The 25,883-nt window shown below is 66.3% G+C and carries 20 protein-coding genes; 17 read left to right on the top strand and 3 right to left on the bottom strand.

All coding sequences use genetic code 11. From position 1 onward, the window contains the following. Positions 1-17 precede the first annotated feature (17 nt). Together AC5QPF_RS14915 and AC5QPF_RS14910 are read right to left on the bottom strand one after the other, a co-directional pair. The gene (locus AC5QPF_RS14915) at positions 18-1,205 is read right to left on the bottom strand and encodes an acyl-CoA dehydrogenase family protein (RefSeq protein ID WP_494963953.1); all 1,188 of its coding nucleotides are present in this window, start codon (positions 1,203-1,205) and stop codon (positions 18-20) included. Between the two features lie 216 nt (positions 1,206-1,421). Next, positions 1,422-3,122, bottom strand: coding sequence for a sulfatase-like hydrolase/transferase (locus AC5QPF_RS14910; RefSeq protein ID WP_494963952.1), 1,701 nt, complete (start codon positions 3,120-3,122; stop codon positions 1,422-1,424). Between the two features lie 396 nt (positions 3,123-3,518). Between AC5QPF_RS14910 and AC5QPF_RS14905 the strand changes: the two genes are divergently transcribed. From AC5QPF_RS14905 to AC5QPF_RS14830, 16 genes are read left to right on the top strand one after another with little or no spacing between them, the layout of a single operon-like run. Continuing rightward, complete coding sequence (locus AC5QPF_RS14905) at positions 3,519-4,871, top strand: nucleotide sugar dehydrogenase (protein ID WP_494963951.1); 1,353 nt, start codon at positions 3,519-3,521, stop codon at positions 4,869-4,871. Beyond that, entirely contained in the window at positions 4,868-5,932 is a 1,065-nt protein-coding gene (locus AC5QPF_RS14900) for an NAD-dependent epimerase/dehydratase family protein (RefSeq protein WP_494963950.1), read from the top strand. The genes AC5QPF_RS14905 and AC5QPF_RS14900 overlap by 4 nt, the downstream gene beginning before the upstream one ends. 2 nt (positions 5,933-5,934) lie before the next feature. Continuing rightward, positions 5,935-6,681, top strand: coding sequence for a sugar transferase (locus tag AC5QPF_RS14895; RefSeq protein ID WP_494963949.1), 747 nt, complete (start codon positions 5,935-5,937; stop codon positions 6,679-6,681). 1 nt (position 6,682) lies between these two features. Further along, positions 6,683-7,330 (top strand): CpsD/CapB family tyrosine-protein kinase, encoded by a 648-nt coding sequence (locus tag AC5QPF_RS14890; protein ID WP_494963948.1) that lies wholly within the window; start codon positions 6,683-6,685, stop codon positions 7,328-7,330. 24 nt (positions 7,331-7,354) lie between these two features. After that, entirely contained in the window at positions 7,355-8,380 is a 1,026-nt protein-coding gene (locus AC5QPF_RS14885) for a polysaccharide biosynthesis/export family protein (protein ID WP_494964177.1), read from the top strand. A gap of 18 nt (positions 8,381-8,398) precedes the next feature. After that, a complete protein-coding gene (locus tag AC5QPF_RS14880) occupies positions 8,399-9,964 on the top strand; it encodes a GumC family protein (protein WP_494963947.1) in 1,566 nt (521 codons plus the stop codon). Then, positions 9,949-11,046, top strand: coding sequence for a glycosyltransferase (locus tag AC5QPF_RS14875; protein ID WP_494964176.1), 1,098 nt, complete (start codon positions 9,949-9,951; stop codon positions 11,044-11,046). The genes AC5QPF_RS14880 and AC5QPF_RS14875 overlap by 16 nt, the downstream gene beginning before the upstream one ends. Beyond that, on the top strand, positions 11,043-12,413 hold the full coding sequence (locus tag AC5QPF_RS14870) for an O-antigen ligase family protein (RefSeq protein ID WP_494963946.1): 1,371 nt from the start codon (positions 11,043-11,045) through the stop codon (positions 12,411-12,413). Before AC5QPF_RS14875 ends, AC5QPF_RS14870 begins: the two co-directional genes overlap by 4 nt. Continuing rightward, complete coding sequence (locus AC5QPF_RS14865; RefSeq protein WP_494963945.1) at positions 12,410-13,375, top strand: glycosyltransferase; 966 nt, start codon at positions 12,410-12,412, stop codon at positions 13,373-13,375. The genes AC5QPF_RS14870 and AC5QPF_RS14865 overlap by 4 nt, the downstream gene beginning before the upstream one ends. After that, on the top strand, positions 13,368-14,504 hold the full coding sequence (locus AC5QPF_RS14860) for a glycosyltransferase (RefSeq protein ID WP_494963944.1): 1,137 nt from the start codon (positions 13,368-13,370) through the stop codon (positions 14,502-14,504). The genes AC5QPF_RS14865 and AC5QPF_RS14860 overlap by 8 nt, the downstream gene beginning before the upstream one ends. Positions 14,505-14,514: 10 nt before the next feature. After that, complete coding sequence (locus AC5QPF_RS14855) at positions 14,515-15,516, top strand: polysaccharide deacetylase family protein (RefSeq protein WP_494963943.1); 1,002 nt, start codon at positions 14,515-14,517, stop codon at positions 15,514-15,516. Further along, positions 15,513-16,820 (top strand): oligosaccharide flippase family protein, encoded by a 1,308-nt coding sequence (locus AC5QPF_RS14850; RefSeq protein ID WP_494963942.1) that lies wholly within the window; start codon positions 15,513-15,515, stop codon positions 16,818-16,820. Before AC5QPF_RS14855 ends, AC5QPF_RS14850 begins: the two co-directional genes overlap by 4 nt. Next, positions 16,817-18,736, top strand: coding sequence for a hypothetical protein (locus AC5QPF_RS14845; RefSeq protein ID WP_494963941.1), 1,920 nt, complete (start codon positions 16,817-16,819; stop codon positions 18,734-18,736). The genes AC5QPF_RS14850 and AC5QPF_RS14845 overlap by 4 nt, the downstream gene beginning before the upstream one ends. A gap of 46 nt (positions 18,737-18,782) precedes the next feature. Further along, the gene (locus AC5QPF_RS14840) at positions 18,783-19,472 is read left to right on the top strand and encodes a GNAT family N-acetyltransferase (protein WP_494963940.1); all 690 of its coding nucleotides are present in this window, start codon (positions 18,783-18,785) and stop codon (positions 19,470-19,472) included. Between the two features lies 1 nt (position 19,473). Further along, positions 19,474-20,628, top strand: a complete 1,155-nt coding sequence (locus AC5QPF_RS14835) for a GNAT family N-acetyltransferase (protein WP_494963939.1) — start codon at positions 19,474-19,476, stop codon at positions 20,626-20,628. Next, on the top strand, positions 20,610-21,416 hold the full coding sequence (locus AC5QPF_RS14830) for a ChbG/HpnK family deacetylase (RefSeq protein ID WP_494963938.1): 807 nt from the start codon (positions 20,610-20,612) through the stop codon (positions 21,414-21,416). Before AC5QPF_RS14835 ends, AC5QPF_RS14830 begins: the two co-directional genes overlap by 19 nt. An 18-nt stretch (positions 21,417-21,434) precedes the next feature. On the opposite strand, the gene AC5QPF_RS14825 is transcribed toward AC5QPF_RS14830, so the two are convergent. Beyond that, positions 21,435-21,623, bottom strand: coding sequence for a hypothetical protein (locus tag AC5QPF_RS14825; RefSeq protein ID WP_494963937.1), 189 nt, complete (start codon positions 21,621-21,623; stop codon positions 21,435-21,437). 124 nt (positions 21,624-21,747) lie between these two features. On the opposite strand from AC5QPF_RS14825, the gene AC5QPF_RS14820 reads away from it, so the two are divergent. Continuing rightward, positions 21,748-25,842, top strand: coding sequence for a dermonecrotic toxin domain-containing protein (locus tag AC5QPF_RS14820; protein WP_494963936.1), 4,095 nt, complete (start codon positions 21,748-21,750; stop codon positions 25,840-25,842). Positions 25,843-25,883: the final 41 nt, after the last annotated feature.

The following is a 25,883-nucleotide window of genomic DNA, read 5'->3' as shown; positions in this document are numbered from 1 at the left end:
CGGGCAGGCGGAGGGGCTCAGACGAACGGGTCCGGGTTGGGCAGGCCCAGTTGCACCGCGCCGAAGCTGCGCCCGTAGGCCATGAAGTTGTTGGCGATATGCCCGCGCGCCTGGTGCAGGTCGCGGAAGATCCGCGCTACCGGATTGCTGTTGTACAGACCCGAGGCGGCCATGCTGCGCAGCAGGTCGTTGACCCGGTCGGCACAGACGTTGGTCACGTAGGACGACTGGTAGCGGTACAGCAGGCGGGTCTCGGTGTCCGGGTACTCGCCTTTGCGGGCCAGGTCCATGAGGTGTTCGTAGTTGCGGTACAGCACCAGCTTGAGGGCATCGACGGTGATGGCGGCCTCGGCCACGGCGATCTGCGCCACCGGGTCGTCGGCGGTGCGGGCGCCGTGCTTGCCGATATGGGCGGCGGCGTTGGCGCGGAATTCGTTGATCGCCCCTTGCAGGGCGCCGATGGCCGAGGTGGACACGGCGCGGGAGAACACCTGGGCGAAGGGAATGGCGTAGATCGGGTTGGTGTTGACCAGGCGGCCCGGGGTGGCCTCGATGCGCCAGTTGTTGGTGCGCTGCACCCGGTGGGCCGGGACGAAGACGTCGTCGACCACGATGTCGTGGCTGCCGGTGCCGCGCAGGCCGAGCACGTCCCAGTTGCGTTCGATGCGGTAGTCGCTGCGGGGCAGGAGGAAGGTCCCGTGTTCGCTGGTGAAATCGCCGTCGGCCGGGAGGATACCGCCGAGGAACACCCACTGGCAGTGCTCGCTGCCGCTGGAGAAGCCCCAGCGGCCGCTGATGCGGTAGCCGCCTTCGACCGGGGTGACCCTGGCGGCCGGCATGTAGGTGGAGGCGATCAGTGCGCCGTGGTCATTGGCCCAGACCTCGCGCTGCGCCTCGATCGGGTAACGCGCCAGTTGCCAGGGATGGACACCCATCACGCCGTAGATCCAGGCGGTGGACATGCAGCCTTCGGCGAGGGTCATCTGGATTTCGAAGAAGGTCCGCGGGTCCACTTCGTAGCCGCCGAAGGCGCGGGGTTGCAGGGCGCGCAGCAAGCCAGCCGATTGCAGTTCGATGATGCTCTCGTCCGGCACCCGCTGGTCGCGCTCGGCCTGGGCGGCGCGTTCCTTGAGCAGCGGCACCAGGCGGCGTGCCCGGTCGAGCAGCTCGATTTCTTCTTCGTTCTTGTCTCGGGTGCTGTACATCGTTCGATTCTCCGGATCGGGTGGCAAGCTGGGGAGAATCATCGGATTGCTGGTGGGGGGAATCATCGTCAAAGCGGACTAGGCGGGGTTTGGAGGGGGCAAGACTCGGGTACTGTCGCGCCCCCCTTGATCGAAAGGCGCCCGCTCGACGCCTCCTGTTGCAACGGCGGTCCGGCGAGTCGTCCTCCATTGAGTCCACGCCGCAGGCTGGAAGCATTACTCCCTGCTACCCACCATCGACCCCGCCTTGCCGTCGGGCACCACCACCTGCCCCAGGTCGATATGCTTGAACACCGGGCTCGCCCCCAACCGCGCGTTGAAGCGAGTGTTGAAGGTGAAGTCGTCTTCAGTCGGCACGCTCAACGGGCGGCCATACGTCGCCTGGAGCGCCGCCGGGTCATAACCGAACAATTGCAGCAAGGTCGGGAACAGGTTGTAGTGACTCGAGCGGTCGCGATTCACTGCCAGGTTTGCCTGCCAGTCCACAGCCTTGACCCCTTCCCCCTGGATCACCACCAGCGGCACCAGCCCTTCCTCGATCACCGGATCACTGTCGCAATGAGTGTTCAAACCCGGATTGCCCCGTTCGTGCAGGTCCTGGCCATGGTCCGAGGTGTAGATCACTACTGCCTGGCTCAGGTCCGCCCCGGCGAACAGACGGTTGAAGAACTCGCCGACATTCCAGGCCAGGGTGTTGCGATAGGCATTGCGGTACAGCACCCAGTCGTCAGGACTGCCGGAAAAACCGTCGCGGCTGCCGGTGTCGGTGACATCGGCGTACTGCCCGCGAGGCAAGGCCGGACGCCAGTTCATGAAATCGTCCGGGTACTTGTCGTGGACCGGGAAATGCGCCCCCACCTTGTTCACCACGATCAGTTGCGGCTTGCCATCCGCAAGCAGTTCCACCAGCTTCGCCGCCACCGCCATGTCCCGCTGCAGCACCGGGGTGTCGTCGAACTGAATGAAGCGGTCGATATCGCGCTTTTCCGTGTCGGTCATCAGGTTCTGCAGGTTGCCGCCGCTACGCTGGGCATCGATGTACACCGTGGCCAACCCGGCCTGGTGGGCGTACTGCCAGATCGACGGCTGGGTCGAGTTGATCCGCAGGTAGTCGGCGCGGGTGCCGCCATAACGCAGGGTGACGTTGGTGTCGGCGCTGCAGTTGGCGATAGACGCGGCGTAGCCGTAGTTGAAGATCTTCAGCCCCGGCTGTGGCCGCGTCAGTGGCGTCGGCACGCCTTGCGGGGTGTTCAGGTCGAGGTAGTTGCCAGACACGCTTTCATCGATCAGCAGCACGATGTCCCTGGCCATGGCCGGCCCGCTGCGGGGCAGGCGCACCGGCTCGCGCACCCCGACACGGTCGTGCAGGCTCTCGTAGGCCAGCAGATTGAGATAGGCCAGCGGCGTGTACATCACCGGCAAACCGCGAGCGCCCTCCCCGGCGCGAATGAACAGGATCCCGGTCAGCAGCAGCAGGCCCAACAGCGGCGTGGCCCAAGGCACGACCCGCGGCAAATGGGGCCGGACGCCGGGCCGCAAGCCGATGCCGAACAGCAGCAACAGGCCCCGGGCCAGCGCCTGAAGAATGGCGCTGTGGTACTGGGCGAAGGCCTCCTGGATGAAACCACCGGAATAGACCAACGAGATGAAGGCGCTGTAAGTCAGGTAAGTGGCGGTGATCCGCGCATAAGCATCGAAAAACACCGCACTGATGCAGAACGCCAGGGCCAGCAGCCAGCGCAGCCACCCTTGGCGAATCTGCGCCGCCAGCCAAAGTCCCGCAGCCAGCACCAGAAACACACCGAGGTACAACACCAGCGCCACACCGATCCCCAGGGCCTGCAGGCGCTCAAGAATGGCCTCGTGGAAACAGGCCAGATAGGCGATCAGTAGCAGGCTCTTGAGGTATGCGCGCATCGAATGATTCCGCCTTCGACCACCGGGGATCTTCGAAAGGTAGCCAGCTTGCGACGGTCTTTCCAGCTATCAATCGCCAATTTAATGGCGATTTTTTGACGCCGATATTTATGGATTAACACCAAATAAGGGGTTGCTAAATAACTCCGCGCGATTCAGCAGAAGCCTTATATAGCGAGGCTTTCGACCGTTAATCGGGAAACCACCCGGCGATTTGCCAGTATGTTTTGCCGCTAAGGTACGGATTGACAACGAGTTGATAGCAAAAAGACTTGTCGATCTCCCGCTGTAAGTTCAACGAAACATGCCATTCCATTGACACTTTTTCCCCGGCCTGCGCTATACCGAAGACACATCTCTGTTACACCCCCATTACGCCATGCGAGGCATCCCCGAATGGACGTGAGCGTTTTCGGTACTGGTTACGTTGGGCTCGTACAGGCGGCCGCATTGGCCGACGTCGGACACCGGGTGCTGTGCGTGGATGTCGACGCGCACAAGATCAGCCAGTTGCGCCAGGGCGTGCCGCCGATCCATGAGCCAGGCCTGTCGGCCATGCTCGAAGACAATATCCGCGATGGCCGCCTGCTGTTCAGCACTCAGGCCAGCGACGCAGTGACCCATGCCGAACTGGTGTTCATCGCCGTCGGCACGCCGCCCGACGAGGACGGCGCCGCCGATCTCTCTCACGTCCTCGGCGTGACCCGGCAGATCGCCGAGCTGATGGACGCCGACCGCACCCTGATCATCAAGTCCACGGTACCGGTGGGCACCGCCGACCAGGTGGCGCAACTGGCTCGCGAAACCCTCGACCGCCTCGGCAAGCTCAACCTCAAGGCAAGGGTGGTCTCGAATCCGGAATTTCTCAAGGAAGGCAGCGCCCTGGCCGACTGCCTGCGCCCCGACCGGATCATTGTCGGCACCTGCGACGCCATCGCCCAGGACCAGCTCGGCGAACTCTATGCGCCCTTCTGCCGCAACCACGAAAAGCTCATGTTCATGGACAACCGCAGTGCCGAGCTGACCAAGTACGCGGCCAATGCCATGCTCGCAACGCGCATCAGCTTCATGAACGAACTGGCCAATCTCAGCGAACGCCTGGGCGCCGATATCGAAGCGGTGCGCAAGGGCATCGGCTCCGACCCACGCATCGGCTACCACTTCATCTATCCCGGCTGCGGCTTTGGCGGCTCGTGCTTCCCCAAGGACCTGCGCGCCCTGCTGCACACCGCCGAACACAACGGCATGCCGCTGCGCCTGCTGCAATGCGTCAGCGAGGTCAACGACAGCCAGCGGCAGATCCTCTTCAGCAAGCTGCGCCAGCATTTCCCCGGGAGCCTGGCCGGCAAGTCGGTGGCGCTATGGGGCCTGGCCTTCAAACCCAACACCGACGACATGCGCGAAGCCCCCAGCCGCTACCTGATGGAAGCGCTGTGGGCCGAAGGCGCCACGGTGCATGCCTTCGATCCGGAAGCCATGGCCGAATGCCGGCGCATCTATGGCTACCGCAACGACCTGCACCTCTGCGCCACCCGTGACGACACCCTGGAAGATGCCGATGCCCTGGTGATCTGCACCGAGTGGAAGAACTTTCGCGTGGTGGACTTCGCCCTGCTGGCAAAGAAGCTGCGCCAGCGCCTGATCATCGACGGCCGCAACCTGTACAACCCTGACCAGGTCGCCACCTTTGGCCTGGACTATTGCGGCATCGGCCTGCGCCATGTCGTGCCCGAGGTACCGGCATCATGAAAGTGCTGGTGACCGGCGCAGCTGGCTTCATCGGTGCCCACTGCGCCCTGCGCCTGCTGCACGACGGGCATCAGGTGGTCGCTCTGGACAACTTCAACGCCTACTACAATCCGGCGCTGAAGGTGGCGCGGGTCGAATGGGTGCGCCAGCAGGCCGGCGAGTTCAGCCCACGGATCCTCGACCTGGTCGACGCCGAGGCCCTCGACCGCCTGTTCGCCAGCGAACGTCCGGACGTGGTCCTGCACCTGGCCGCCCAGGCCGGGGTGCGCTACTCACTGGACAACCCGCGGGCCTACCTGGACAGCAACCTTGCCGGCTTCCTCAACATACTCGAATGCTGTCGCCACCATCCGGTGCAGCACCTGCTGTACGCCTCGTCCAGCTCGGTGTACGGCGCCAACCGACGGGTGCCCTACTCGGTAAGCGACGCCGTGGACCACCCACTGTCGCTGTACGCCGCCAGCAAGAAGGCCAACGAGGCCATGGCCCATAGCTACAGCCACCTGTTCGGCATTCCCGCCACCGGCCTGCGCTTCTTCACCGTGTATGGCCCCTGGGGCCGTCCGGACATGTCGCCCGTGCAGTTCGCCACGGCGATCCACGAGGGCCGGCCGCTGCGTCTGTTCAATCATGGCCAGCACCAGCGCGACTTCACCTACATCGACGACATCGTCGAGAGCCTGGTGCGCCTGATTCCCCTGGCCCCGCAGGCCAACCCGCAGTGGAATGCCTACGAACCGGATCCGGCCAGCAGCCACGCGCCCTGGCGCCTGTACAACATCGGCGGGCAACGCCCGGTGGCCCTGCTCGACTACGTCGCCCTGCTGGAAAAGCACCTGGGCCGCAAGGCCGACCTGGAACTGCTGCCCCTGCAGCCAGGTGACGTGCTCGACACCTGCGCCGAGGCCGCCGACCTCGCCGCCGCCACCGGCTTCACCCCACGGATCACCCTCGACGACGGGCTCGGGCGCTTCGCCGCCTGGTTCTTCGATCACTACCTGCCGCTGCTCGGGACGCCAGCGCAGGGTAACCGGGCCACGCCCGCTGCAGTTCGGAGGTAGACATGACCGGACAACCCCAAGACGCCCAGGTACAGGCGCTGTACCAGGACAAACGCATGGATCCCAAGCACCGCATGCGCATCGACTCGGCCGTGCACAAGCAAGGCCGTGGCTGGTTCACCGGGCGCCTCGGCGGTCGGCCCTGGACCCTGTCACGAACCAATCGCTGTGTCGCCGCCTTCGGTGCGGTATTGCTCATCCTCCTGCTCTCGCCATTGCTGCTGGTGCTCGCCGCGCTGGTCAAGGCCAGCGGCCCGGGGCCGGTGTTCTTCGTGCAGCGGCGCACCGGTTACCGTGGACGCTGCTTCGGCATGTTCAAGTTCCGCACCATGGTGGCCAACGCCGAGGCGCTGAAGGAGTCCCTGCGCCACCTGAACAAACACGGCGCCCAGTCCATCGACTTCAAGATCGACGACGACCCGCGGGTCACCCGGATCGGCCGCTGGCTGCGGCGCAGCAGCCTCGACGAGCTACCCAACCTGTTCAACGTGGTGCGCGGCGACATGCGCCTGGTGGGTCCCCGGCCAACCTCGTTCAATGCCTACCGCTACAAGGACAGCCACCTCGCCCGCCTGAGCATCTACCCCGGCATGACCGGCCTCTGGCAGATCTCCGGGCGCAGCGACATCGACTTCGACCAGCGTGTCGAGCTCGACCTCAGCTACATCGCCGAACAGAGCCTGAGCCTGGACCTGAAGATCCTGCTCAAGACCCCCTTCAAAGTCTTCACTGGCCACGGAGCAAGTTGAGATGGACGGTTCTACTTCGAGAAGCATGAGTATCGCGACCCCCAGCGAAAGCAACCTGACCTCCACCGTGCTCGACCAGGATCGACGCCTGCTGTTGATCACCGCCGCCAACCGCGGCAGTGGCACCAGCACCAGCGCCCTGGCCGTGGCCAGCCAGCTGGCGCAGTTGAGCGGCGGGTCGGTACTGCTGGTGGACGCCAGCAACGACACCAACAACCTCACCCAGCAGTTGGGCCTGGCCAAGCTGCGCGGTTTCCACGATCTGCTGTTCGATGACGAGACCCCGCCGCTGCTGCAGGACTGCATCGTGCGCCTCTCCGACCAGAGCTTCGACGTGCTGCCCGCTGGTGTGCACCGGCGCGGCAGCGAACGCCTCGATCCCGAGGTGCTGCGCACCCTGCTGCAACGCCTGGCCAGCGACTACCGCTTCGTGGTGATCGACGGCGAAGCGATCTACTCCGGTGCTGACAGCCTGGTAATCGGCCCCCTGGTGGATGGCGTGATCCTGGTCATCAACGCCGAGGACACCCGCCGCGAAGTGGCCCAGGCCGCCAGCCAGCGCCTGGTCCAGGCCGGCGCGTTGCTGATCGGCAGTGTGTTCAACCGGCGCCGCTACTACATGCCCAAGTGGCTGTACAACAACCTCTGAGCCGATCACGCGAGGGAAACAATGATGAGAACCACCCTGATCGCCCTGTTCGCGCTATTGCCGCTGGCGGCCTGCACCAGCACCCAGGAAACCAGCCAGATGCCGGTGCAGATCCTGACCGCGCCGCCAGCCAATGCCCAGGCCAGCGAGCTGACCAGCCAGGAGCAGGCGCTGCGCCCCGGTGACGTGCTGGATGTGATCTTTCATATCAGCACGGCCGGCTCGGACGCCTACCGTATCCAGTCCGGCGATACCGTCGGCCTCAACTTCCTCTCCGCCGGCTCGCTCAATGGCAACCAACTGGTGCTGCCCGACGGCAGCATCGAGCTGCCAGCAGCCAACACCTCGGTGAAAGTGGCAGGCATGACCCCGGACCAGGCCCGTGCCGCAATCCAGCAGGCCTACCGCAACAAGAGCCTGTTCCAGCCCAACCGCGACCAGTTGACCGTGCAGGTGATCAGCCCGCTGACCAACGAACAGAACCTGAAAAGTGCACTGAACCACCCGGCCACCGGCCTGAGCCGGGAAATCACGGTAAACAGCGACGGTCGCGCCAACTTCCCGGAAGTCGGCTCGGTACCCCTGCAGGGCATGACCGTGACCCAGCTGGAAACCTTCCTCAACAAGCGCTACGCCGACTTGCCGGGGCGCATGAGCGTGGACGTGATGCTCAAGTCCACCGCGGTCAATGAGATCTATGTGCTGGGTGAAGTCGGCCAGCCCGGCGCCTACCCGATCCGCCGTCCGGTCTCGGTGCTGGAAGCCCTGACCCTGGCCCGCGGACCGAGCATCAAGGCGCGCCTGGACTCGGTGGTGATCATGCGGCGCAACGGCAACCAGGTGAACGCCGTGCGCTACAACGTCGACCAGGCCCTGGACGCCAGCGCTGCCCAGGTGGCCTACCTGCAGCCAGACGACATGCTCTACGTGCCCAAGACCAAGCTGGCCAGTGCCGGCGAACTGGCCCGGCAACTGGCCGACGTGGTGCTGTTCCAAGGCGTCAACTTCGGCTTCAGCTACCGCGTGGACAACAAAGGCAGCACTAACTGACCTCAGGGGTACGGCGACATGAATCCCAAAGAGAACTACCTGCACGAATTCTTCCGCATCTTCTTCGCCAACCGGCAGTTGGTAAAACGGATCTTCTTCGCCTTCGCGGTGATCGCCTTGCTCCTGCCCCTGGTGCTGCGGCAAAGCTTCGATATCGGCGCAGAAGTCATCGTCCAGTCGAAAAAGCTGTCGCAGAGTGACACCAACACCGCCCTGGCCCAGGAAACCGACAAGTTCATCCCGCCCTCCCTGGCGGACATGGAGACGGAGAGCAACATCCTTCGTTCGCCGACCCTGATCCGCCAGACCATCAGCCAGTTGCGCAGCGAGGGCAAATACACAGTGGAGCCCGGCCTGTTCGACCGCTGGGTATTCGGCCCGCTGCACGAGCATGTGATCGACCCGATGCGCACCGCCCTGGGCCTCAAGGTGGCCTCAGCCGGTGACAGCGAGCTCGACGCCATGACCGAACAGGCGGTGAAAAACCTCAAGGTCGACACCCTGCCAGGCTCCAACGTGATCTCGGTGAACTACAGCTTCGCCGATCCCGCCCAAGGCACTGCCTTCGTCGCCCGACTGCTGGACAACTACCTGAAGAACCGCCAGGACCTGCAATCCAACGAGCTGCCGGAATCCTTCTACGAACAGAAGAAACTCCAGTACCAGACCCGTCTCGACGACCTGGAAAGCAAGCGCCTGGCCCTGCTGGAAGCCAACGGCTCGTCCGATCCCAAGGAAGAGATCACCTTCCGCCTCAACGCGATCAACACCGAGGAACAGGCGCTGAACCTGTACCGCGATCGCCTGCTGCAAAGCCAACGCTGGCTCGACTACCTGAAGACGGCCCTGGCCAGCGCCAGCTCGGCGAAGATGAACGACTACAGCTTCCCGTTCACCTTCACCACCACAGTGGACAATGTTGCTTTCGAAGACCGCGAAATCAAGCAACTGGGCGAGCAACTGACCACCCAGGTGTCGCGCTACGGCAATGACGTGGCGATCTTCCAGCCCAACAGCGAGCCGATGCAACTCCAGCGCGACCAGATCACCCGGACCCGCCAGCAGTTCCTCAAGGTGGTGGCCAACCGCATCAGCGAACGGGAAAAAGACCTGACCGTGGTCCAGGAAGTGATCGGCCAGAAGACCGCGCGCATCGCCGACCTCAAGGGCCGCATCCACCAGCTCCAGGAAACCCAGAGCAAGGCGCGCCAGCTCGACACCGAGATCGATGCGCTGCACAAGGCCTTCTTCACCTACACCCAGCGCTATGAAGAAAGCCGCGGCCAGGGCCAGCTGGACAACCTGTCCAACGCCCGCATCCTCAGCGCGCCGTACCAGCCGACCGAAGCGGCGTTCCCGCGGCCGGGCCTGATCATCCCGTTCGGCCTGCTCACCGGCCTGCTGTTCGCCATCGCCCTGGTCTATGTCCGCGAGTTCTTCGATCATCGCTTCAAACATCCGGCACAGATCGGCCACGAGCTGAACCTGCCAGTGCTGCTGGTGATCAACGACCAGACCCCGGAACTGCCCAACCCGCACAAGCAGTGGTCGCTGCCACGCCTGTGGCACTGGGTGCGCAATTGAACGCCGCAGCCCCGTGCCAGCCGATCGTCCACCTGCTCAACAGCGGGGGATTCTACGGCGCCGAGCGCATGCTGCTGGACCACTGCCGGGCCACGCCCGGGCAGCATCGGGTGGTGTTTCTCGAAGCACCGGACGAGTTGCTGGCGCGCTTTCGCGACGCTGGGGTGGACTGCCAGCGCTGCACCGGGGTGACGGGGCTGCGTGCGGCACTGCGCGGCGGGCAGGAGGTACGCCCGCTGCTCAATGCGCACAACTTCCGCGGCCTGCTGTTCGGCTGCCTGGCCTCGCTGCTCTGGGGCATGCCCCTGGTATCGACCCAGCACGGCTTCACCCCGCGCAGCCACAAGCAGCGCCTGTACACCTGGCTGACCCTGCAACTGTGCCGCTCGCCGCTGGTGAACAAGGTGGTCTGCGTCGCCGAGAGCATCGCCCGCATCCTGCGTGACGCCGGCGTGGCCGGCAGCAAGATCCGGGTGATTCCCAACGGCCTGCCGGACAGCGTCCAACCGCTGTCCCGCGCTCCCGGCAACGGCGAGTGGCTGGCCGGCTACGTGGGTCGGCTGAGCAGCGAGAAAGGCCCCGACCTGTTCCTCGACGCGCTGATCCCGCTATGCCTGCGCTACCCGCAGTTGCACGCGGTGATGCTTGGCGACGGCCCGGAGCTGCCGGCCCTGCGCGCACGGATCGAGGCCGCCGGGCTGTGCAAGCGAATCCGCCTGCCGGGCTTCCAGCACGACATGCGCGCCTGGATGGGCCGCCTCGACGCCCTGGTGATCAGCTCGCGCACCGAAGGCACGCCGATGATTCTTCTGGAAGCCATGCAGGACGGCGTGCCGGTGGTGGCCTTTGGCGTCGGTGGCATCCCCGATGTCATCGAGCACGGGCGCAGCGGCCTGCTGGCCCGACCGCTGGCGGTGGATGAACTGGCCGCGCAACTGGCCGCACTGATCGACGACCCGGCCCAGGCCGACGAGCTGATCGCCCAGGCCCGCCATACCCAACGGGAACGCTACCACCTGCCCACCCTGGCCCAACGCTGGGCCCAGGTTTACCTGGGCGCTGTCACGGAGGTCCGCGCATGATCCTGCCCCTGTCCCTGATCGGGCTGTTCGGCCTCGCCGCCGTGGCCCTGCTGGTCAGCCCCTGGCCGTACCTGGCGCCAGGTGCGGTGTTCGTCCTGGTCGGTGTCCTGGCCCTGTGGCGCCGCCCGGCCTGGGGCCTGCTGGCCATCGCTGCCCTGGTGCCGTTCGAAGGCCTGTTCAAGGACAGCGACCTGTCCGCCAGCAAGGTGATCGGCGCCGGCCTGGCGCTGATCCTGGTGCTACAGCTGGCCAGCGGCAAGCTCGACGGCCAGCGCCTGCGCAGCAACCTGTGGCCGTTGCTGCTGGCCTTCCTCGCCTGCTACGGCCTGAGCTTCTGGCTCAGCGAAAGCTGGCTGCAGTCGGCACAGCACCTGCGCGAGCTGCTGATCGGCCTGCTGGTATTCGTCATGACCCTGCTGGTGGGCCGCGACCTCAACCTGGCGGCACTGGCCCGCCTGGTGACCCTGAGCGTCTCCGCCACCTGCGCCCTGGCCATGTTCTCCGTCAAATACCAGGACCAGGGCCGCGCCCAGGGCCTGCTCGACGACCCCAACGTGTTCGCCATGCTGATCGCCTTCGCCGTGCCCCAGGCCATCTGGCTGCTGCTGAACAGCCGCGGCCTGTGGCAAAAGGTGCTCTGGCTGGGCTGCGCCACCCTGCTCCTGGCCGGCATGACGCGCACCGAATCGCGCTCCGGCCTGGTGGTACTGCTGATCAGCCTGGGCATCGGCCTGTACCACTACCGCCTGCACCTGACCCGCATCCGCCCGCGTCACCTCGGCCTGGTCATGCTCGCCCTGGCCCTGGCGCTGCCGGCGGCAGTCGCGGTGATGCCGGCCAAGTACATCGAGCGCATCCAGTCGCTCAGCGTGCTCAAGTCCGGGGTCAACGCCTACGAGGACGACTCCCTGGGCCGCCGCGCCTCGTACATCGTGGTCGGCAGCAAGATGATCCGCGAGAACCCGCTACTCGGTTCCGGCCCCGGCACCTTTCCCCTGCACTATGCCAACACCGGCTACGCCAAGGCCTTCTCGGCCAACCGCAAGATCACTGACCTGTATCGTCGCGCCCACAATACCTACCTGGAACTGTTCAGCGAGATCGGCATTCCCGGAGGCCTGCTGTTTGTCGGCTTGATCCTCCTGGGCCTGCGCAACTTCTGGATGGCCCGCCGCGCCTGGCTGCAGCAGCATGACGTGGCCCATGCCGACCTGCTCACCCACCTGAGCATGAGCATGCTGTCGCTGGGGCTGTTCCTGATGTTCCTCAGCGCGCCGAACCACAAGTACCTGTGGATCATGCTGGCCTTGTCAGCCGTGTTGCGCCGCCAGGCAGAAGCCGTGCAGCAGCGGGTGGTGCAGCCATGAACCGGGTCGGTATTGTCATCCCGATGTTCAACGAGAGCCGGCATATAGGCCGTACCCTGCAGGCCGTGGGCGCCGCTGCGCAAGCAGCCGGGGTCGCGTTCCAGGTGGTGGTGGTCGATAACGGTTCCAGCGACGACAGCCCGCGCATCGCCCGCGCCCTTGGCGCCGAGGTGTTGAGCCTGCCGGGCCTGAGCATCGGTGCCCTGCGCAACCGTGGCGCGGCGGCCTGCGACTGCGACTGGCTGGCGTTCATCGATGCCGACATCGAAGTGCCCCGCACCTGGCTGAGCAGTCTGCTGGCCCTGCACCGTGAAGACCGCGCCGACATCTTCGCCCTGGACTGCGACACCCCGGGCCAGGCGCCCTGGTTCGCCATCGCCTGGCAGCGCCGCACCCTGCGCGCCGGCGACCTGCTACAACGCCAGCAATGGCTGCCCAGCCCCAACCTGCTGATGCCCCGCCGCTGGTTCGACGCCGTCGGCGGCTTCAATGAAAGCCTGCGCAGCGGCGAGGACAAGGACTTCACCCTACGCCTGCACGAAGCCGGCGCCCGTCTGGCGGTACTGCGCTACCCGGTGGTGCTGCACTGGGGCTACGAAGGCAGTTGGAAAGAATGGCTGGGCAAGGAAATGTGGCGCCAGGGCAGTCACCTGCAGCTGCTGCGCAGCCATGGCGTGAGCCTGCGCCTGCTGCGCTTCCCGGCGCTGTCGCTGGGCGCCTGGGTGCTGGATGCCATGGCCCTGTCGGCATTGCTCGACGGTTTCCCGCACCTGAGCCTGCTGCTGGTGCTGATCGCCAGCCTGCCGGCCCTGGCCCTGAGCCTGCGGCAAAGCCTGAAACACCGTGACACGTGGCTGACCGTGCAGCTCTGGGGGCTGCACTTCATCCGCCTGCATCTGGCCGGGATGGCCTTCGTCATGAGCCTGTTCAACCTGACCGCCCGGAGGCCTGCCCGTGGCTGAACTCATCTTCTGGCTGTGCCTGCTGCTGCCCCTCTATGCCTGGCTGGGTTACCCGCTGCTACTGACCCTGATCGCACCCTTGCGCCGCCAGCCCGTTGCCGGCGAGCCCCGCCCGCTGACGATCAGCGTGGTGATCGCCGCGCACAACGAGCAGCGCCATATCGAGCAGAAACTGCGCAGCGTGCTGAACCAGGACTACGAGGCCGCCAGCCTGCAGATCATCGTCGCCAGCGACGGTTCCAGCGACCGCACCGTGGCGTGTGCGCGCAGTGTCGGTGAGCCGTGCATCCAGGTCCTCGACCTGCCGCGGATCGGCAAGGGTGCCGCGCTCAACCGCGCGGTTGAGCTGTGCCACGGCGAGATTCTGGTATTCACCGACGCCGACAACCAATGGGCCGACGACACGCTGCGCCACCTCCTGCAGCCGCTGGCCATCACCGGCGTCGGCGGCTGCGCCGGGCAGATGATCATTCCCCGCCCCGGCAAGGGCTTGAGCCTCGGCGACAGCCTGTACCGCCACTACGAAGGCTGGGTGCGCCGGGTGGAGAACCGCAACGGCTGCATGGTCTCCGCCGACGGCGCTCTGCTGGCCTTGCGCCGCGAGCTGTTCGAGGCGATTCCGGAGCAGGTCAACGACGACTTCTTCATCAGCACCTGTGCCCCCGCAGCCGGCCAGCGCATCGTCTATGTGCCCGAGGCGCTGGTCCTGGACTGCGGCGTCGACGAAGCCGGCAAGCAGTTTCGCCGGCGCCAGCGGGTCACCGTCGGCGGCCTGCAGAGCCTGGCTGCACGCAGCGAGCTGCTCGACCCACGCCGCCACGGCCTGTACGCCATCGCCCTGATCAGCCACAAGCTGCTGCGCCGCCTGGCCCCGCTGCTATTGGTGCCTCTGCTGTTGAGCAACCTGTGCCTGCTCGACGGCCCGGTGTTCTACCTGTGGACCTGCACCCTGCAACTGCTGGGCTATGCCATCGGCCTGGCCGGTCTGCTGGACACCGGGCACCGCCTGCCCAAACCGTTTCGCCTGGCCGCCTATGTGCTGGTGACCCTGGCGGGAATGAGCGTCGGCCTGTGGCAGTTCCTGCGCGGGCACAGCTACCGGCAGTGGAACCCCGAGCAGAATCGCTGAGGCCAGGACCATGCCGATCAAGACCTCCATCAAGCGCGCCCGTGGCTGGGTCTACCTCAACTCCCCGACCGGGCGTCGCCAGTTGCGCGGCGCCGGGCTGATCCTCATGCTGCACCGGGTGCTGCCAGATGACCGCGCCGCCGCCCTGCCACACCGCAACGAGCTGTGCGTCGGTCCGCAAGCCTTCGAGCGCCTGCTGCGCTGGCTGCGCCAACACTTCGACTGCCTGCCGCTGCTGGACCTGCTGCAAGGCCATGGCAGCGGCAAGCGGCCGCGGGTGGCGCTGACCTTCGACGACGGCTGGCGCGACAACGCCCTGCACGCCTTCCCGCTGCTGCAACGCTACGAGATGCCGGCAAGCATCTTCCTCTCCACCGACTTCATCGGCAGCCGCCAGCGCTTCTGGTGGGAAAGCCTCGGCGAGACCCTGTGGGGCAGTCATGGCGAGCCGGCACGGCACCAAATGATCGAAAAACTGCGCCGGGTCGGTCGTCCGCTGCCCGCCGCCTACTTCATGCACGACGCACCGCGAGCCCGTAGCCTGGCCCTGGCGCATTACCTGCAAAGCCTGAAGAGCCTGGCCCCACAGGCCCTGCACCTGCTGACCGACGCTTGCCCGGCAGAATCGCTGCCCCAGGCCCTGGACTGGCACCAGGTGCGCCAGCTGGAAGACTCCGGGCTGATCAGCTTCGGTCCCCACGGCGCTAGCCACGCCCTGCTCCCGGGCCTCGACGACCATCGCCTGGAAGACGAGATCAGCCGTAGCCACCACGCCCTGGCTGCAGGCTGCCGCAACCCGCTACCGGTGTACTGCTACCCTAACGGCGACCATGACCTGCGGGTGCGCCAGCGTCTCGCCGCGCACCGTTACCCCTGGGCCCTGAGCACCCGCGCCGGGCTCTGCCAGAGCAGCGATGACCCGCTGGCGCTGCCACGCATCGGCGTCAGCCAGCGCAACGCCAGCCGGCCCTCGCTGCTGGCCTGGCGCATCAGTCGTGGAGGCAATCCATGAGCCGCGGACACTACCTGCGCCACCTGGCCCTGAGCATGGGCACCAAGCTGGCAATGATTGCCCTGCGCCTGCTGCGCAACGTGCTTCTGGCCCGTCTCCTGGGCCCTAGCGAGCGTGGCCTGTTCGCCTTGCTCAGCAGCCTGCCGGACCTGATCGCTGCGGCCACCAGCGGCGGCCTCAACAGTGCGATCGGCTACCAGGCGGCGCAGCAGCGCAACCTTGGTCTGCTGCTGACCCAGGTGCTGGTCTACGGCTGCCTGCTGGCCGGCCTGCTGACCCTGGCCTGCCTTGCCGTGCTGCACGGTTTCGGCATCCAGCTGGAAGTCACCGAGCAGCTTGGCCTGCTGGCCTGGCTGCTGTTACTGGCCGTGCCCCTGAGCGTGCTGAAAAGCGGCCTGCTGACTCTGCACAACGCCACCGGCGGAGTCGGCGCCTTCAATGCTCTGCGCCTGAGCGAGTCGCTGGTACCACTCGTGCTGTTCCTCGGGTTCTATCTGCTCTGGCCGCAGGCCGCGCTGTCCGCGGCCCTGGCCAGTTGGTTGCTGGGCCTGGGCCTGGTGGTGGTGCTCGGCCTGCTGTGGCTGCGCCGTGGCCGGCAACTGCGCCTGTGCTGGGACCGCAGCGGCCAGCGCGAACTGCTGGCCTACAGCGCCAAGAGCCATCCCGACCTGCTGTTCCAGCAGGTGATCCTGCGCTCGGATTACCTGTTCATCGGCGCCCTGCTCGGCAGTACCGCGCTGGGCCATTACGCCATGGCCACCGCTGCCGCCGAACTGCTGCTGATCGTCCCCGAGGCGGTGACCACGCCGCTGATGAAACGCTTGCTGCAACAAGACGAAGGCATGGCACACATCACGCCGTTGGCCCTGCGCCTGACCGCCACGGTGATGCTCGGCGCCTGCCTGGGCATGGCCCTGATCGGCGAATGGCTGATCGTCACCCTGTTCGGCGCCGCCTACCAGCCTGCCTACCCGGCCCTGCTGGCGCTGCTGCCGGGGCTGTTCGGCCTGTGCTACGCGAGCATCCTGCGCCTCGACCTGCTGGGCAAGAACCGTCCCGGCAGCGTATCGCTGATGATGGGTGTCGGCGCGGCGCTGAACCTGTTGCTCAATGTCGTGCTGATCCCGAGTCACGGCATCGTCGGCGCGGCGCTGGCCTCATCCATCGCTTACCTGGTGGTGACCCTGGCCATGCTGGTGCTGTACTGCCGGCTCAGCGGCGTGGCCTGGTGGCGCACCCTGATCGTCCTGCCTGCCGACCTGCTGCCACTGCGCCGCATGCTGCCCGGGAGGGTCGCCGGATGAAGGCCCTGCTGCCTGCCCTCCTGCTGCTCAGCGGCCTGGCTGGCGCGGCCGAACAGCGCTGGCCGGATATCCGCGATGGCGCCCTGTACCTGACCCCGGGTCGCAGCGATACCCTGCGCCTGGACTGGGTCGGCGCCTGGCAGGCACAGGCCAATCCGGAGCAGGTGTTCCTGCTGGACGGCCAGGGCCGGCTCGCCGCCCGCCGCGACATCGCCGCCCGGGAAGTCCGCGGCCAGCAGCAATGGCCACTGTCCAGCGGGCACGGCAGCTATCGCCTGGAGATTCCTGGCTACAGCTTCCGCCGCTATCGTCCGGCTTTCAGCGACAGTACCCAAGCGCAATTCGCCCCGGCGCGGGTGCATTTCAGTCTGCAAGTGGAGACCGACAGCGTCTTCTACTTCCGCGTCGGCGCTGGCGAAGAAGCGCTGCTGGCCGGCAAGTACCATGGCGGCGTCAGCGGGCTGAGCGCGGTGCGCGTCGCCGACGGCAAGCGCCTGAGCCTGACCCTGGTGCCGCACCCGGCCTACTGGCAGTACGAACAGACGGCCCTGCCAGTCAGCCAGCAGCCGCAGGTGTGGCGCCTTGAATTGCAGGGGCGCGGCAAAGCGGCGTTCTGGCTCGACGGCACGGCCAACCTGTTCGCACGTCGGGTCGAGGACCTGCAACCGCTGCACGAACAGCCCGGCCAGGTCGAGCTGCGCCTCGGCACCCGGCACCTGGGCCCGACCGCAAAACTCGGTCTCAACCTGCCATACCTGCTGCCGCCCCCTGCCAGCCATACCGTGCTCGATGCCCTGCGACCGCAGGCGGCGGGGTTCTACAGTTTCGTCGATGTGCTGGCACGCCAGCCCGAGTATGAAAACGCCTTCCGCCGCCTGTACCGCAAACGCTTCGGCATCGCCGACGACATCACCCTGCTCGCCGCCACGGGCCGGCGCGCCGACCTCAGCGACGACAGCACCAGCCGCCAGGGCCTCGAGGCCTGGCTGGCGGCCAGCGTGGCACTGGGCGGCGCGGGCCGGCACTACATCGCCTTCGCCGACGAACCCAACCTCAACTACGCCCGCTACGAAGACTTCCGCACCTTCTTCGCGCAACGCCTGCAACAGGTCGAGGACTATGCCGGCGCCCGCGAAGCCGGGGTGCGCATTGCCCTGCCGGCCAGTTCGCGGCTGGTCAATGGTCCGCTGGCCGAGCACAGCGCCGAGCGCCGCGGCCTGGACTGGGCGAAACGCCTGCTGGACGAATTCGGCCCGCGGGTCGACGCCCTGGCCTGGCACGAGTGGATGGTTCGCGACCTGCTGGCAACCCGGGTCTACCGCGACCAGGTGCGCCAGGCCGCCGCCCTGGTCGGCCTGAACGAACGCGGTCGGCCACGCAAGGCGCTGCTGCTGGACCAGACCAACCTGTCCAGCGGCTCCACCCTCAGCCTGTACGAGCAGAACGGCTTCGACGGTGCCCTGTGGTGGGCCTCGGTGGCGATCAATGCCAGCGCCGACGGTCTGCTGGACATGCTCAACTGGTTCCAGGCCGCCGACGAGCCGGAATACCCCAAAGGCATGCTGCAGGTGCCTGGCCCACGGGAGTTCGTGCTCAAACCGGTGGGCCTGGCCCAGCAGTTCATCCAACAGCACTGGCTGGACGAAGTCGTGCAACTGGACAACGACGCCTTCGAACTCGACGCCCTGGCCATGGCCCGCGGCCCGCAGCGCAGCCTGCTGGGCGTGAACAAGAGCGAACGCCGCCAGCAGGTGCGTTTCGCTGCCGGTGCCCGGCAATGCCCGGCACGACCCGAATTGACCTTCTTCGGACCCGATCTCCAGCCACGCAAGGCCGACCTGGCCTGTCGCGGCGGGCAGTTCGGCTTCGAGTTGCCGGGACGAACCCTGTTCGCCCTGAGCTGGAGCGCGTCATGAACCCGACGCGCCGGACCACCCGCCTTGCCCGATCCAGGAGGCAATCATGCGTGTACTGACCCAGCTGCAAAACCACCTCCGGCACAAAGGACTGCGCGCGACCCTGAACACCGCCTTCCGGCGCTACGTGTTCTTCCACTGGGAACTGCTCTGGATGGAGCGCGACCTGGTCAGCCCCGTTCCCCCGCATAACCTCAAGCCCAGCCCGCCGACCCACAGCGAGCTGACCACCCTGCAAAACGTGCATGCCTTCGCCCGTCACTTCGGAGACCGCATCGACACCATGCGCGATATGGTCCTGGAAGGTCACACCGGGATCATCCACCGCGACCCCGAAGGCCACGTCGTGGCATTCATCTGGGGCTGCCCGAAGGACTACCACGACCATCACTTCTACGGCTGCTGGTTCCCGGTCAAGCCCGGCGAGTTCTTCGAGTTCGGCGGTGAGCTGACCCGTGCCTACTGGGGCACCACGCTGTCGGTGGACCTGCAGCTGGACCTGTGGAAGGCCATGCGCGCCCAAGGGTGCGACAAGGTGGTGGACGTCTGCGAAAGCCACAATATCCCGGCGCTCAAGCTGCACCTGCGCATGGGCTATACCGAGCTGGGGCGGATCACCCATGTCTATTGCCTGTTCGGGCGCTGGAAGTTCTACCGCCAGAGCCGCTACGAGGGCTCGCGCCTGGCCGCGCTGCGCAAGCCGGCGGTGGCGCCGACGCCGGTGGGGGCTGCCTGAGATGGGGCTGCGCTTGAGCTGGTTGACCTCGCTGTCGACCCCTGCCTTTCCCGTGAGCGAGTACGAAGCACTGCGCCAGCGCCTGCCGCAGAGTACGCCGTTCAATGGCCTGGCCTGGCTGCGCGCCGCAGAAGCGGCGTTGCGCCCCGGGCAAAGCCTTCACGTACTGCTCGGCCATGACGGCGAGCGCCTGTGCCTGTGCCTGCCACTGCTGCGCATGCCGCTGCGCACCGGGCTGCCGGGCTTTGTGGTGCTGCGTCACCTTGGCTGGCCGTTGAGCGACCGGGTCGGCCTGTTGATCGACCTGGCCGAGCAGGATGCGCCGCTGGTGCTGCGAGAGATCCGCCGGCACCTGCCCCACGCCCTGCTGCAACTCAACGAAGTCACCGCCGATGAGCCCTGGCTACGGCACTGGGGCTGGCGCAGTTCGACCCACGAATGCCGCCGCGCCTGCAACGTGCCCGTGCACTGGCTGAGCATCGCCGACCGCCAGGAAGTCAGTGGCGACCCGCGTTACAAGCTGCGCCGCGCCCGCAAACGCATCGCCGCCTGTGGCGCGCAGGTACGCCGGGTGGTCGCGGATGCCGACAATATCGCTGAATGGCTGCAACGCATCGCCGCTGTAGAGGACGCCAGCTGGAAAGGCGACGACGGTGTCGGCATCTTCAGCACGCCACACTCGCGGGCCTGGATGTTCCAGGCCATGACCGGCCTCGCCGCCGAGAACCGCCTGCGCCTGGTGGTACTGGAGCTGGACGGCGAATGCATCAGCTACCGCCTCGGCCTGCTGGAACGGGGCCGGCTCTACGACTACAACCTGGCGTTCCTGCCGGCCCACGCCGAACTCGGCAGCGGTCGGGCGTTGCTGCAGGAGTGGATCGACTGGGGGCTGGACGATGGCTGGCAGTGGATCGACGCCTCGCGGGTCAGCCTTGAAAACTCCAGCCATCAGTTGCATGAGCGCATGACCGGCCAGGTCGAGCATTTGCGCCACAGTTTCTACAGTTGGCGCCTGTCCGGCCTGTGCCTGGGCCTGGCCCTGCGCCTGTGGCGACGCGTGCGGCCCTGGCTGCCGCCGGCCAAGGCCCCGGCACCCACCCGGGTCGCCCCTCGCCCCCCTCTTGCAGGAGCCGCGCAATGTCCCTCAAGGTCATAGTCAACGCCGATGATTTCGGCCTCAACGAGCCCACCAACGCGGTGATCCTGCGGGCCTTTCAGAGCGGCCTGATCAGCTCGGCCACGGCCATGGCCAACATGCCGGCGTTCCGCAACGCCTGCGCCCTGGCCCGGCAGCAACCGCTGCTGCGCGGGCGGGTCGGACTGCATTTCAACCTCAGCCATGGCCGCCCATTGAGCGAGGCAGTTCTCGAAGAGCCGGCGTTGTGCAACGAAGCCGGCGAGTTCGAGTTCAGTCTGTCGCGCAAGTGCCTGTGGCTGAGCCGACGCACACGCCAGGCGGTGGAGCTGGAACTGGCCGCGCAGTGGCAGCACTGCCTGAGCCTGGGCTTGCTGCCCAGCCATCTGGACTCGCACCAGCATGTGCACAATGTCTGGCCGATTGGCGAGATTGTCGCCCGCTTCGCTGCACGGGAAGGGGTGCCGGTACGATTGGCACGCAATCTGGGGCGCAATATCGGCACCGGCAAGCGGGCGTTCAAGACCTTGTTGAACCGGCGCCTGCGCCAATTGGCCGGGAGCTGTGCGAACCATGTGTGCACCCCGGTGGACCTGCGTGACGGGTTAGCGCCGCAGGCCGGAGTACTGGAAGTGGTGGTGCATCCCAGCGCGCTGGGGTGCGCGGACTTCGGCGATGCCTATCTGGAGCGAGGAGAATCCTTGATGGAACTGCTGGAGCAGCGCCTGCCGGGGGTACAGCGGATCGGCTATGGCGCGTTGGCCGGGCGGACGCTATCGCGGGCAACGCCGGCCGCCACCCGGTGGTAGTCGCAGGCAAGCCTGCGACTACTCATCCTGCGCTGGAAAATTCCGGCAGCTCTTGCGCTCCGCCATCTGCTGGTCGGTGGGCCGCTGGTCGACGAAACGTGTCTCTCCGCCGCTGTAGACTTCCAGGAATCCCCAGTGCAGATCCGCTTCGGTCTGCCCTGGTTTGGGCGGCTCGTACCACCAGACTTCGCGACTGATCAAGGCCATGGTCGCGCTCCTCGGCAAGTTCATGGGCGTTTGTAACTATAGCCCCGACCCGGGATAACTATGTGCCACCGCAGCAGCTGCGGGACACGATGTCCTTGCACTCCCTCACATGGAGTGCAACCGAATGTCATCGACCCCTTCTCCCTCCGCCCACGACTTGCTGGTCCAGGAACGCCTGCCGCGCTGGCTCGGTGATCTAAAGCCCGGACAGATCGCCCGTATCCAGCACCAGGAAAACTACAGCAACTGCTCCTGGCTACATGCTGCCCACCCGTCGCTGCAAGAAGCCTTGCGTCAGAGCCAGCAACGCAACCGCAACCTGTCCTTCGCCCTGGCCCGGGCCACGGCCGATCTTCGCAACGCGGCCGATTTTGCCGAGCCGCTGCTGATAGAGCGTCTGCACCAGCGCTATGGCATGCGCTGTGATGACCTGCGCAAAACCCATTTCGTGCGTTTCAGCCGGGACTGGAGCTGGACATCGATGGCCACCGAGCTCACCCACAGCATCGAGCCATTGCTGCAGGCCGCGCTGCAGAATTTCGAGAAGGACCCGGAACTGCAGCCGGAAACCGTGGCGATCGATGGTCCGATGACCACCAGTACGATCAATGGCTGGACACGCTACCACTTCAACCGCCTGCCCTTCACCGCCGCGCAGTTCGCTGAGCAATGCCATGACCTCGACCTCGGCCAGCGCTATCAGGAGCATCTGGACAGCATATTTGGCCGCCCGCTGGTCCGCAGCCTGTCGATCTGCAGCCGTCGCGAGCAACTGCAACTGGACCTGCTGGTCGCGCGCATGCGCGGCCTTGACGACTACCCGCCCGTGCAGCGTCTGCTGGACGACCCCGCGACTTGCCGCCCTCCGCACTGCACACGCCTGAGCCTGTTCGCAGTGGATGTCCTCGATGCCTTCCTGATGCGCAGCGAAGCTGACGCCCAGGCGGTGTTCCTCTACCTGCCCGGCATGCCCCAGGCCCTGAGCCGGCATGCCACCCTCGCCGAGTGCCAGGGCGCGGTCTTGCGCCTGTTGTGCGAGCCCGACCTGCGCCGGCGCTTTTTCGGCTATATCCAGCAAGACCACGTCGAGCACTTCGCCAGTGTCGTGCAGCGCAACCTGACCGGGCAGACCCTGGCAACCGATCGCGACCGCCCCTGGAAAGCCCCGGCGTACACCGACCTGCACTGGCACGAGTCCGTCATCGAGGACGAGTTGTTTGGCTACCTGCAGGACCGTCATCATCGTCGCCTGCTCAACGAAGCCCGCCACCTCGCAGTGCCCAGCGCCGATGTCGACGAAGCCGCGCGCCAGCGCCGCCTGCAGTACTGGGAGTCCCTGGGACTGGACCTGCTCGGGGTCGCGGCCTTTTTCATCCCGGCGGCAAGCGGTCTGATGATGATGGTCTTTGCTGCCCAGATCCTCCGTGAGGTCTACGAAGGGGTCGAGGCCTGGGAACAAGGCGACATCGACGGCGCATTGGATCACGCCAAGGCTGTGGCGGTGGATATCGGCACTGCCGTGGCGACAGGCGTAGCCCTGCACTACGCCGGCAAGATCGGCACGAAGCTGATCGAAGTGGTGCGTCCGGACGGCAGCACGCGCCTGTGGAATGGCGACCTCAAGCCCTATCATGTCGAACCGCCGGCCCAAGCCCGGCACATCGAACCCGGCTTGCTGGTGGCCGGCGAACGCCACTATGCCCCGATCGGCGAGGGCCATGTCGCCGTACAGCCACATGCGGACGGTCAGCGCTGGAGCATCGCGCACCCCGACGATCCGGCGGCGCTGCGCCCGAACCTGGAAACCAACGGCGACGGCGCCTGGCATGGCAGCCACGAATACCCGCTGGAGTGGTCGCGCCAGGCCCTGCTGCGGCGCCTGGGCGCCAAGGTGGCGGACTACAGCGACGCGGAGCTGGAACTCGCCAGCCGCATCAGTGGCGTCGACCGCGATGCATTGCTGGACGTTTACCTCACGCACGCCCCCACACCGCCGCGCCTGCTGCAGACCCTGCAGCGGTTGCGCGCCGGCACTGTGGCCGACGATCCGCTGGAGAATGCTCTGGAAGGCCTCTACCGCCCACAGCGCTGCGGTCCGGACAGCGAGCGCCTGGCGTTGCTCAGCCTGCCCCGGCAGCCAGGCTGGCCGAGCGAATGCGCGCTCGAGCTGCGCGTCGGCGATCGCTCGGGGCCCTTGCGTGAACGGGCTGGCGATCGCTTCGCCGGGGATTCCCGGCTGATCCTCAAGGTGGCGGACGGCTACCGCGCCGTGCTCGGCGAAGAGGTCCAGGCAACGGTCAGCGACCTGTTCGAGGCGATACGGCAGGTGGTGCCGGAGCTGGGCAGCGACATGGCCAATCTGAAAGACCGCATCGTCGAACACGCCCTGGCGCACCCCGGGCATATCCGCAGTTGGGTCTGGTCCGCCGTGCGCGAAAGCTGGCATGACGACGGGCGCCTGCTTGGCGGCTTCGATACACCACCTCCACCACCAGCCCATTATGCGCCGCGTAGCACCGTGGCCAACCCGCTGCTGGCGCGCTATCGGCGCCTGTACCCGCGGGCCAGCGATGCCCAGGCACGCGAGGCCGTGCAAGCCTGGAACGACGCCGGCCTGCAGCCTCATGTCGAACTGCGCGGGCTCGAACAGCAGTACGAATACCTGCGCACCACCCTCGGCCAATGGGCCGACCAGCTTCCGCTGCGCGCGGTGGCGCGGGATCGCCTGCTGCGCAGTTGGCAACGCAACCTGGAGAATCCGGCAGAACTGGACCTTTCCGCGATCGGGCTCGAAGACCACGACTTCGACAGCCTGCCGCACCTGGGCGGGGATTTCGCCCATGTGCAAGCGCTGAACCTGAGTGCCAACCCACTGCGTAACATCCCGCACCTGTTGATCCAGCAATTGCCGCCCTTACAAACGCTCTGGGCCAGCGCCCTGGAGCTGCGCCATCTTCCCGCGGGCCTGGGATCGCAATTGCGGATTCTGGAACTGACCGACAACAACATCACCTGGTCGTCCATCTCCCAGGAAGCCCTGGCGCAGTACCCGGACCTGGATCACCTGAACCTGTCCGGCAATCCGCTGCAAACCCCGCCGCGCCTCAGCGATGCCCCCAACCTTCGCGAAGTCAGCCTGTTCGACACCTCGCTACGGCACATGCCTGAAGACCTGGCGGGCATGCAGCATCTGGAACACCTGGACCTGTCGTCGAACCAGATCACCCGCTTGCCGGTCGCCCTGGAGCGCACACTGCCCCCCTCGGCACAACGGGCGCTGAGCCTGGAACACAATACGCTGGATGCAGAAACGCTAAGTCGGATCGAGGCGCATTACAACGCCACAGGCATCGACCTGATGGTGGCCGAGGACGACTACACCACCCTGATGCTCAATGCCGAGCCCTCAACCCTGGCCTGCTGGGAGCGTCTGAGCCGTCAGTTGCCCGTGCAGTACCGTCGCGACCTGCGCAGCATTGCCGACGAACCGATGTATGAGGCCGCGCCGCAAACCACCCGGCGGCGCCTGTGGTTCATGCTGCATTGGCTGGAGTCGAGTCCGCGGGCCCGGGCCTCAGCACTGCGTTTCGATGCCAGCAAGCTGCTGCGCTTCGAGCTGAGTGCCGACCTGCAGGCGCCGGAGCCCTTCGCCACCCCGCGCCTGAAGACCGAACACTACCTGCGAGTGGCCGTGAACAGCGCACGCTGCCAGGCCCTTGACGAGGCGTTGCTGGCACGCTTGCCACAGGTCACGCCGCAACAATTCGAAGCCCTGCGTGTCCTGACCCTGCAACGCCTGGCCAACGATCCGCATCTGCGTCTGCGCATCAGCCCGACCGCCAGCGAACAGCTCAACCTGGAGAGCGCCGAAGCAGAGGCGCTGCACCTGAGTGGCGAATGGACCAGCGCGATTCGCAGCCAGTTGCGGCTGATCGACGGCACCACGGCCATCGGACGCGATGCGATTCTGTCCGAAGGGCCCGATGGCGAACCGGTCGTAGCGTTCTGGAGCCGCCACCTGGAACAGCGCTACCACGCTCAGTTCGAGCAGTTGCAGGAACAGGCCAACGCACAACTGCTGGATGCCGAGCACACACTCAGTGAGGGCGACTACCTCAACGAAGCCAACCACTTGCGTCGGCAACTGGAACGCGAGCGCCAGCGGCTGCTGGACGACCTGACCCGCAGTATCGCTGAGGGCACCCAGATCCAGTGGTGATGGAAAAGCCGTGTGGGAGCGGGCTCATCCGCCCCCACAGG

The organism is Pseudomonas sp. Con_6, assembly GCF_059379395.1.
The sequence above is the reverse complement of the archived record's forward strand: the minus strand, read 5'-3'. Positions and strand labels throughout refer to the sequence as shown.

Coding starts and splice junctions, on each gene's coding strand:
- AC5QPF_RS14915 (WP_494963953.1), bottom strand. CDS start 1,205: ATGTACAGCACCCGAGACAAGAACGAAGAAGAAATCGAGCTGCTCGAC.
- AC5QPF_RS14910 (WP_494963952.1), bottom strand. CDS start 3,122: ATGCGCGCATACCTCAAGAGCCTGCTACTGATCGCCTATCTGGCCTGT.
- AC5QPF_RS14905 (WP_494963951.1), top strand. CDS start 3,519: ATGGACGTGAGCGTTTTCGGTACTGGTTACGTTGGGCTCGTACAGGCG.
- AC5QPF_RS14900 (WP_494963950.1), top strand. CDS start 4,868: ATGAAAGTGCTGGTGACCGGCGCAGCTGGCTTCATCGGTGCCCACTGC.
- AC5QPF_RS14895 (WP_494963949.1), top strand. CDS start 5,935: ATGACCGGACAACCCCAAGACGCCCAGGTACAGGCGCTGTACCAGGAC.
- AC5QPF_RS14890 (WP_494963948.1), top strand. CDS start 6,683: ATGGACGGTTCTACTTCGAGAAGCATGAGTATCGCGACCCCCAGCGAA.
- AC5QPF_RS14885 (WP_494964177.1), top strand. CDS start 7,355: ATGAGAACCACCCTGATCGCCCTGTTCGCGCTATTGCCGCTGGCGGCC.
- AC5QPF_RS14880 (WP_494963947.1), top strand. CDS start 8,399: ATGAATCCCAAAGAGAACTACCTGCACGAATTCTTCCGCATCTTCTTC.
- AC5QPF_RS14870 (WP_494963946.1), top strand. CDS start 11,043: ATGATCCTGCCCCTGTCCCTGATCGGGCTGTTCGGCCTCGCCGCCGTG.
- AC5QPF_RS14865 (WP_494963945.1), top strand. CDS start 12,410: ATGAACCGGGTCGGTATTGTCATCCCGATGTTCAACGAGAGCCGGCAT.
- AC5QPF_RS14855 (WP_494963943.1), top strand. CDS start 14,515: ATGCCGATCAAGACCTCCATCAAGCGCGCCCGTGGCTGGGTCTACCTC.
- AC5QPF_RS14850 (WP_494963942.1), top strand. CDS start 15,513: ATGAGCCGCGGACACTACCTGCGCCACCTGGCCCTGAGCATGGGCACC.
- AC5QPF_RS14845 (WP_494963941.1), top strand. CDS start 16,817: ATGAAGGCCCTGCTGCCTGCCCTCCTGCTGCTCAGCGGCCTGGCTGGC.
- AC5QPF_RS14840 (WP_494963940.1), top strand. CDS start 18,783: ATGCGTGTACTGACCCAGCTGCAAAACCACCTCCGGCACAAAGGACTG.
- AC5QPF_RS14835 (WP_494963939.1), top strand. CDS start 19,474: ATGGGGCTGCGCTTGAGCTGGTTGACCTCGCTGTCGACCCCTGCCTTT.
- AC5QPF_RS14830 (WP_494963938.1), top strand. CDS start 20,610: ATGTCCCTCAAGGTCATAGTCAACGCCGATGATTTCGGCCTCAACGAG.
- AC5QPF_RS14825 (WP_494963937.1), bottom strand. CDS start 21,623: ATGGCCTTGATCAGTCGCGAAGTCTGGTGGTACGAGCCGCCCAAACCA.
- AC5QPF_RS14820 (WP_494963936.1), top strand. CDS start 21,748: ATGTCATCGACCCCTTCTCCCTCCGCCCACGACTTGCTGGTCCAGGAA.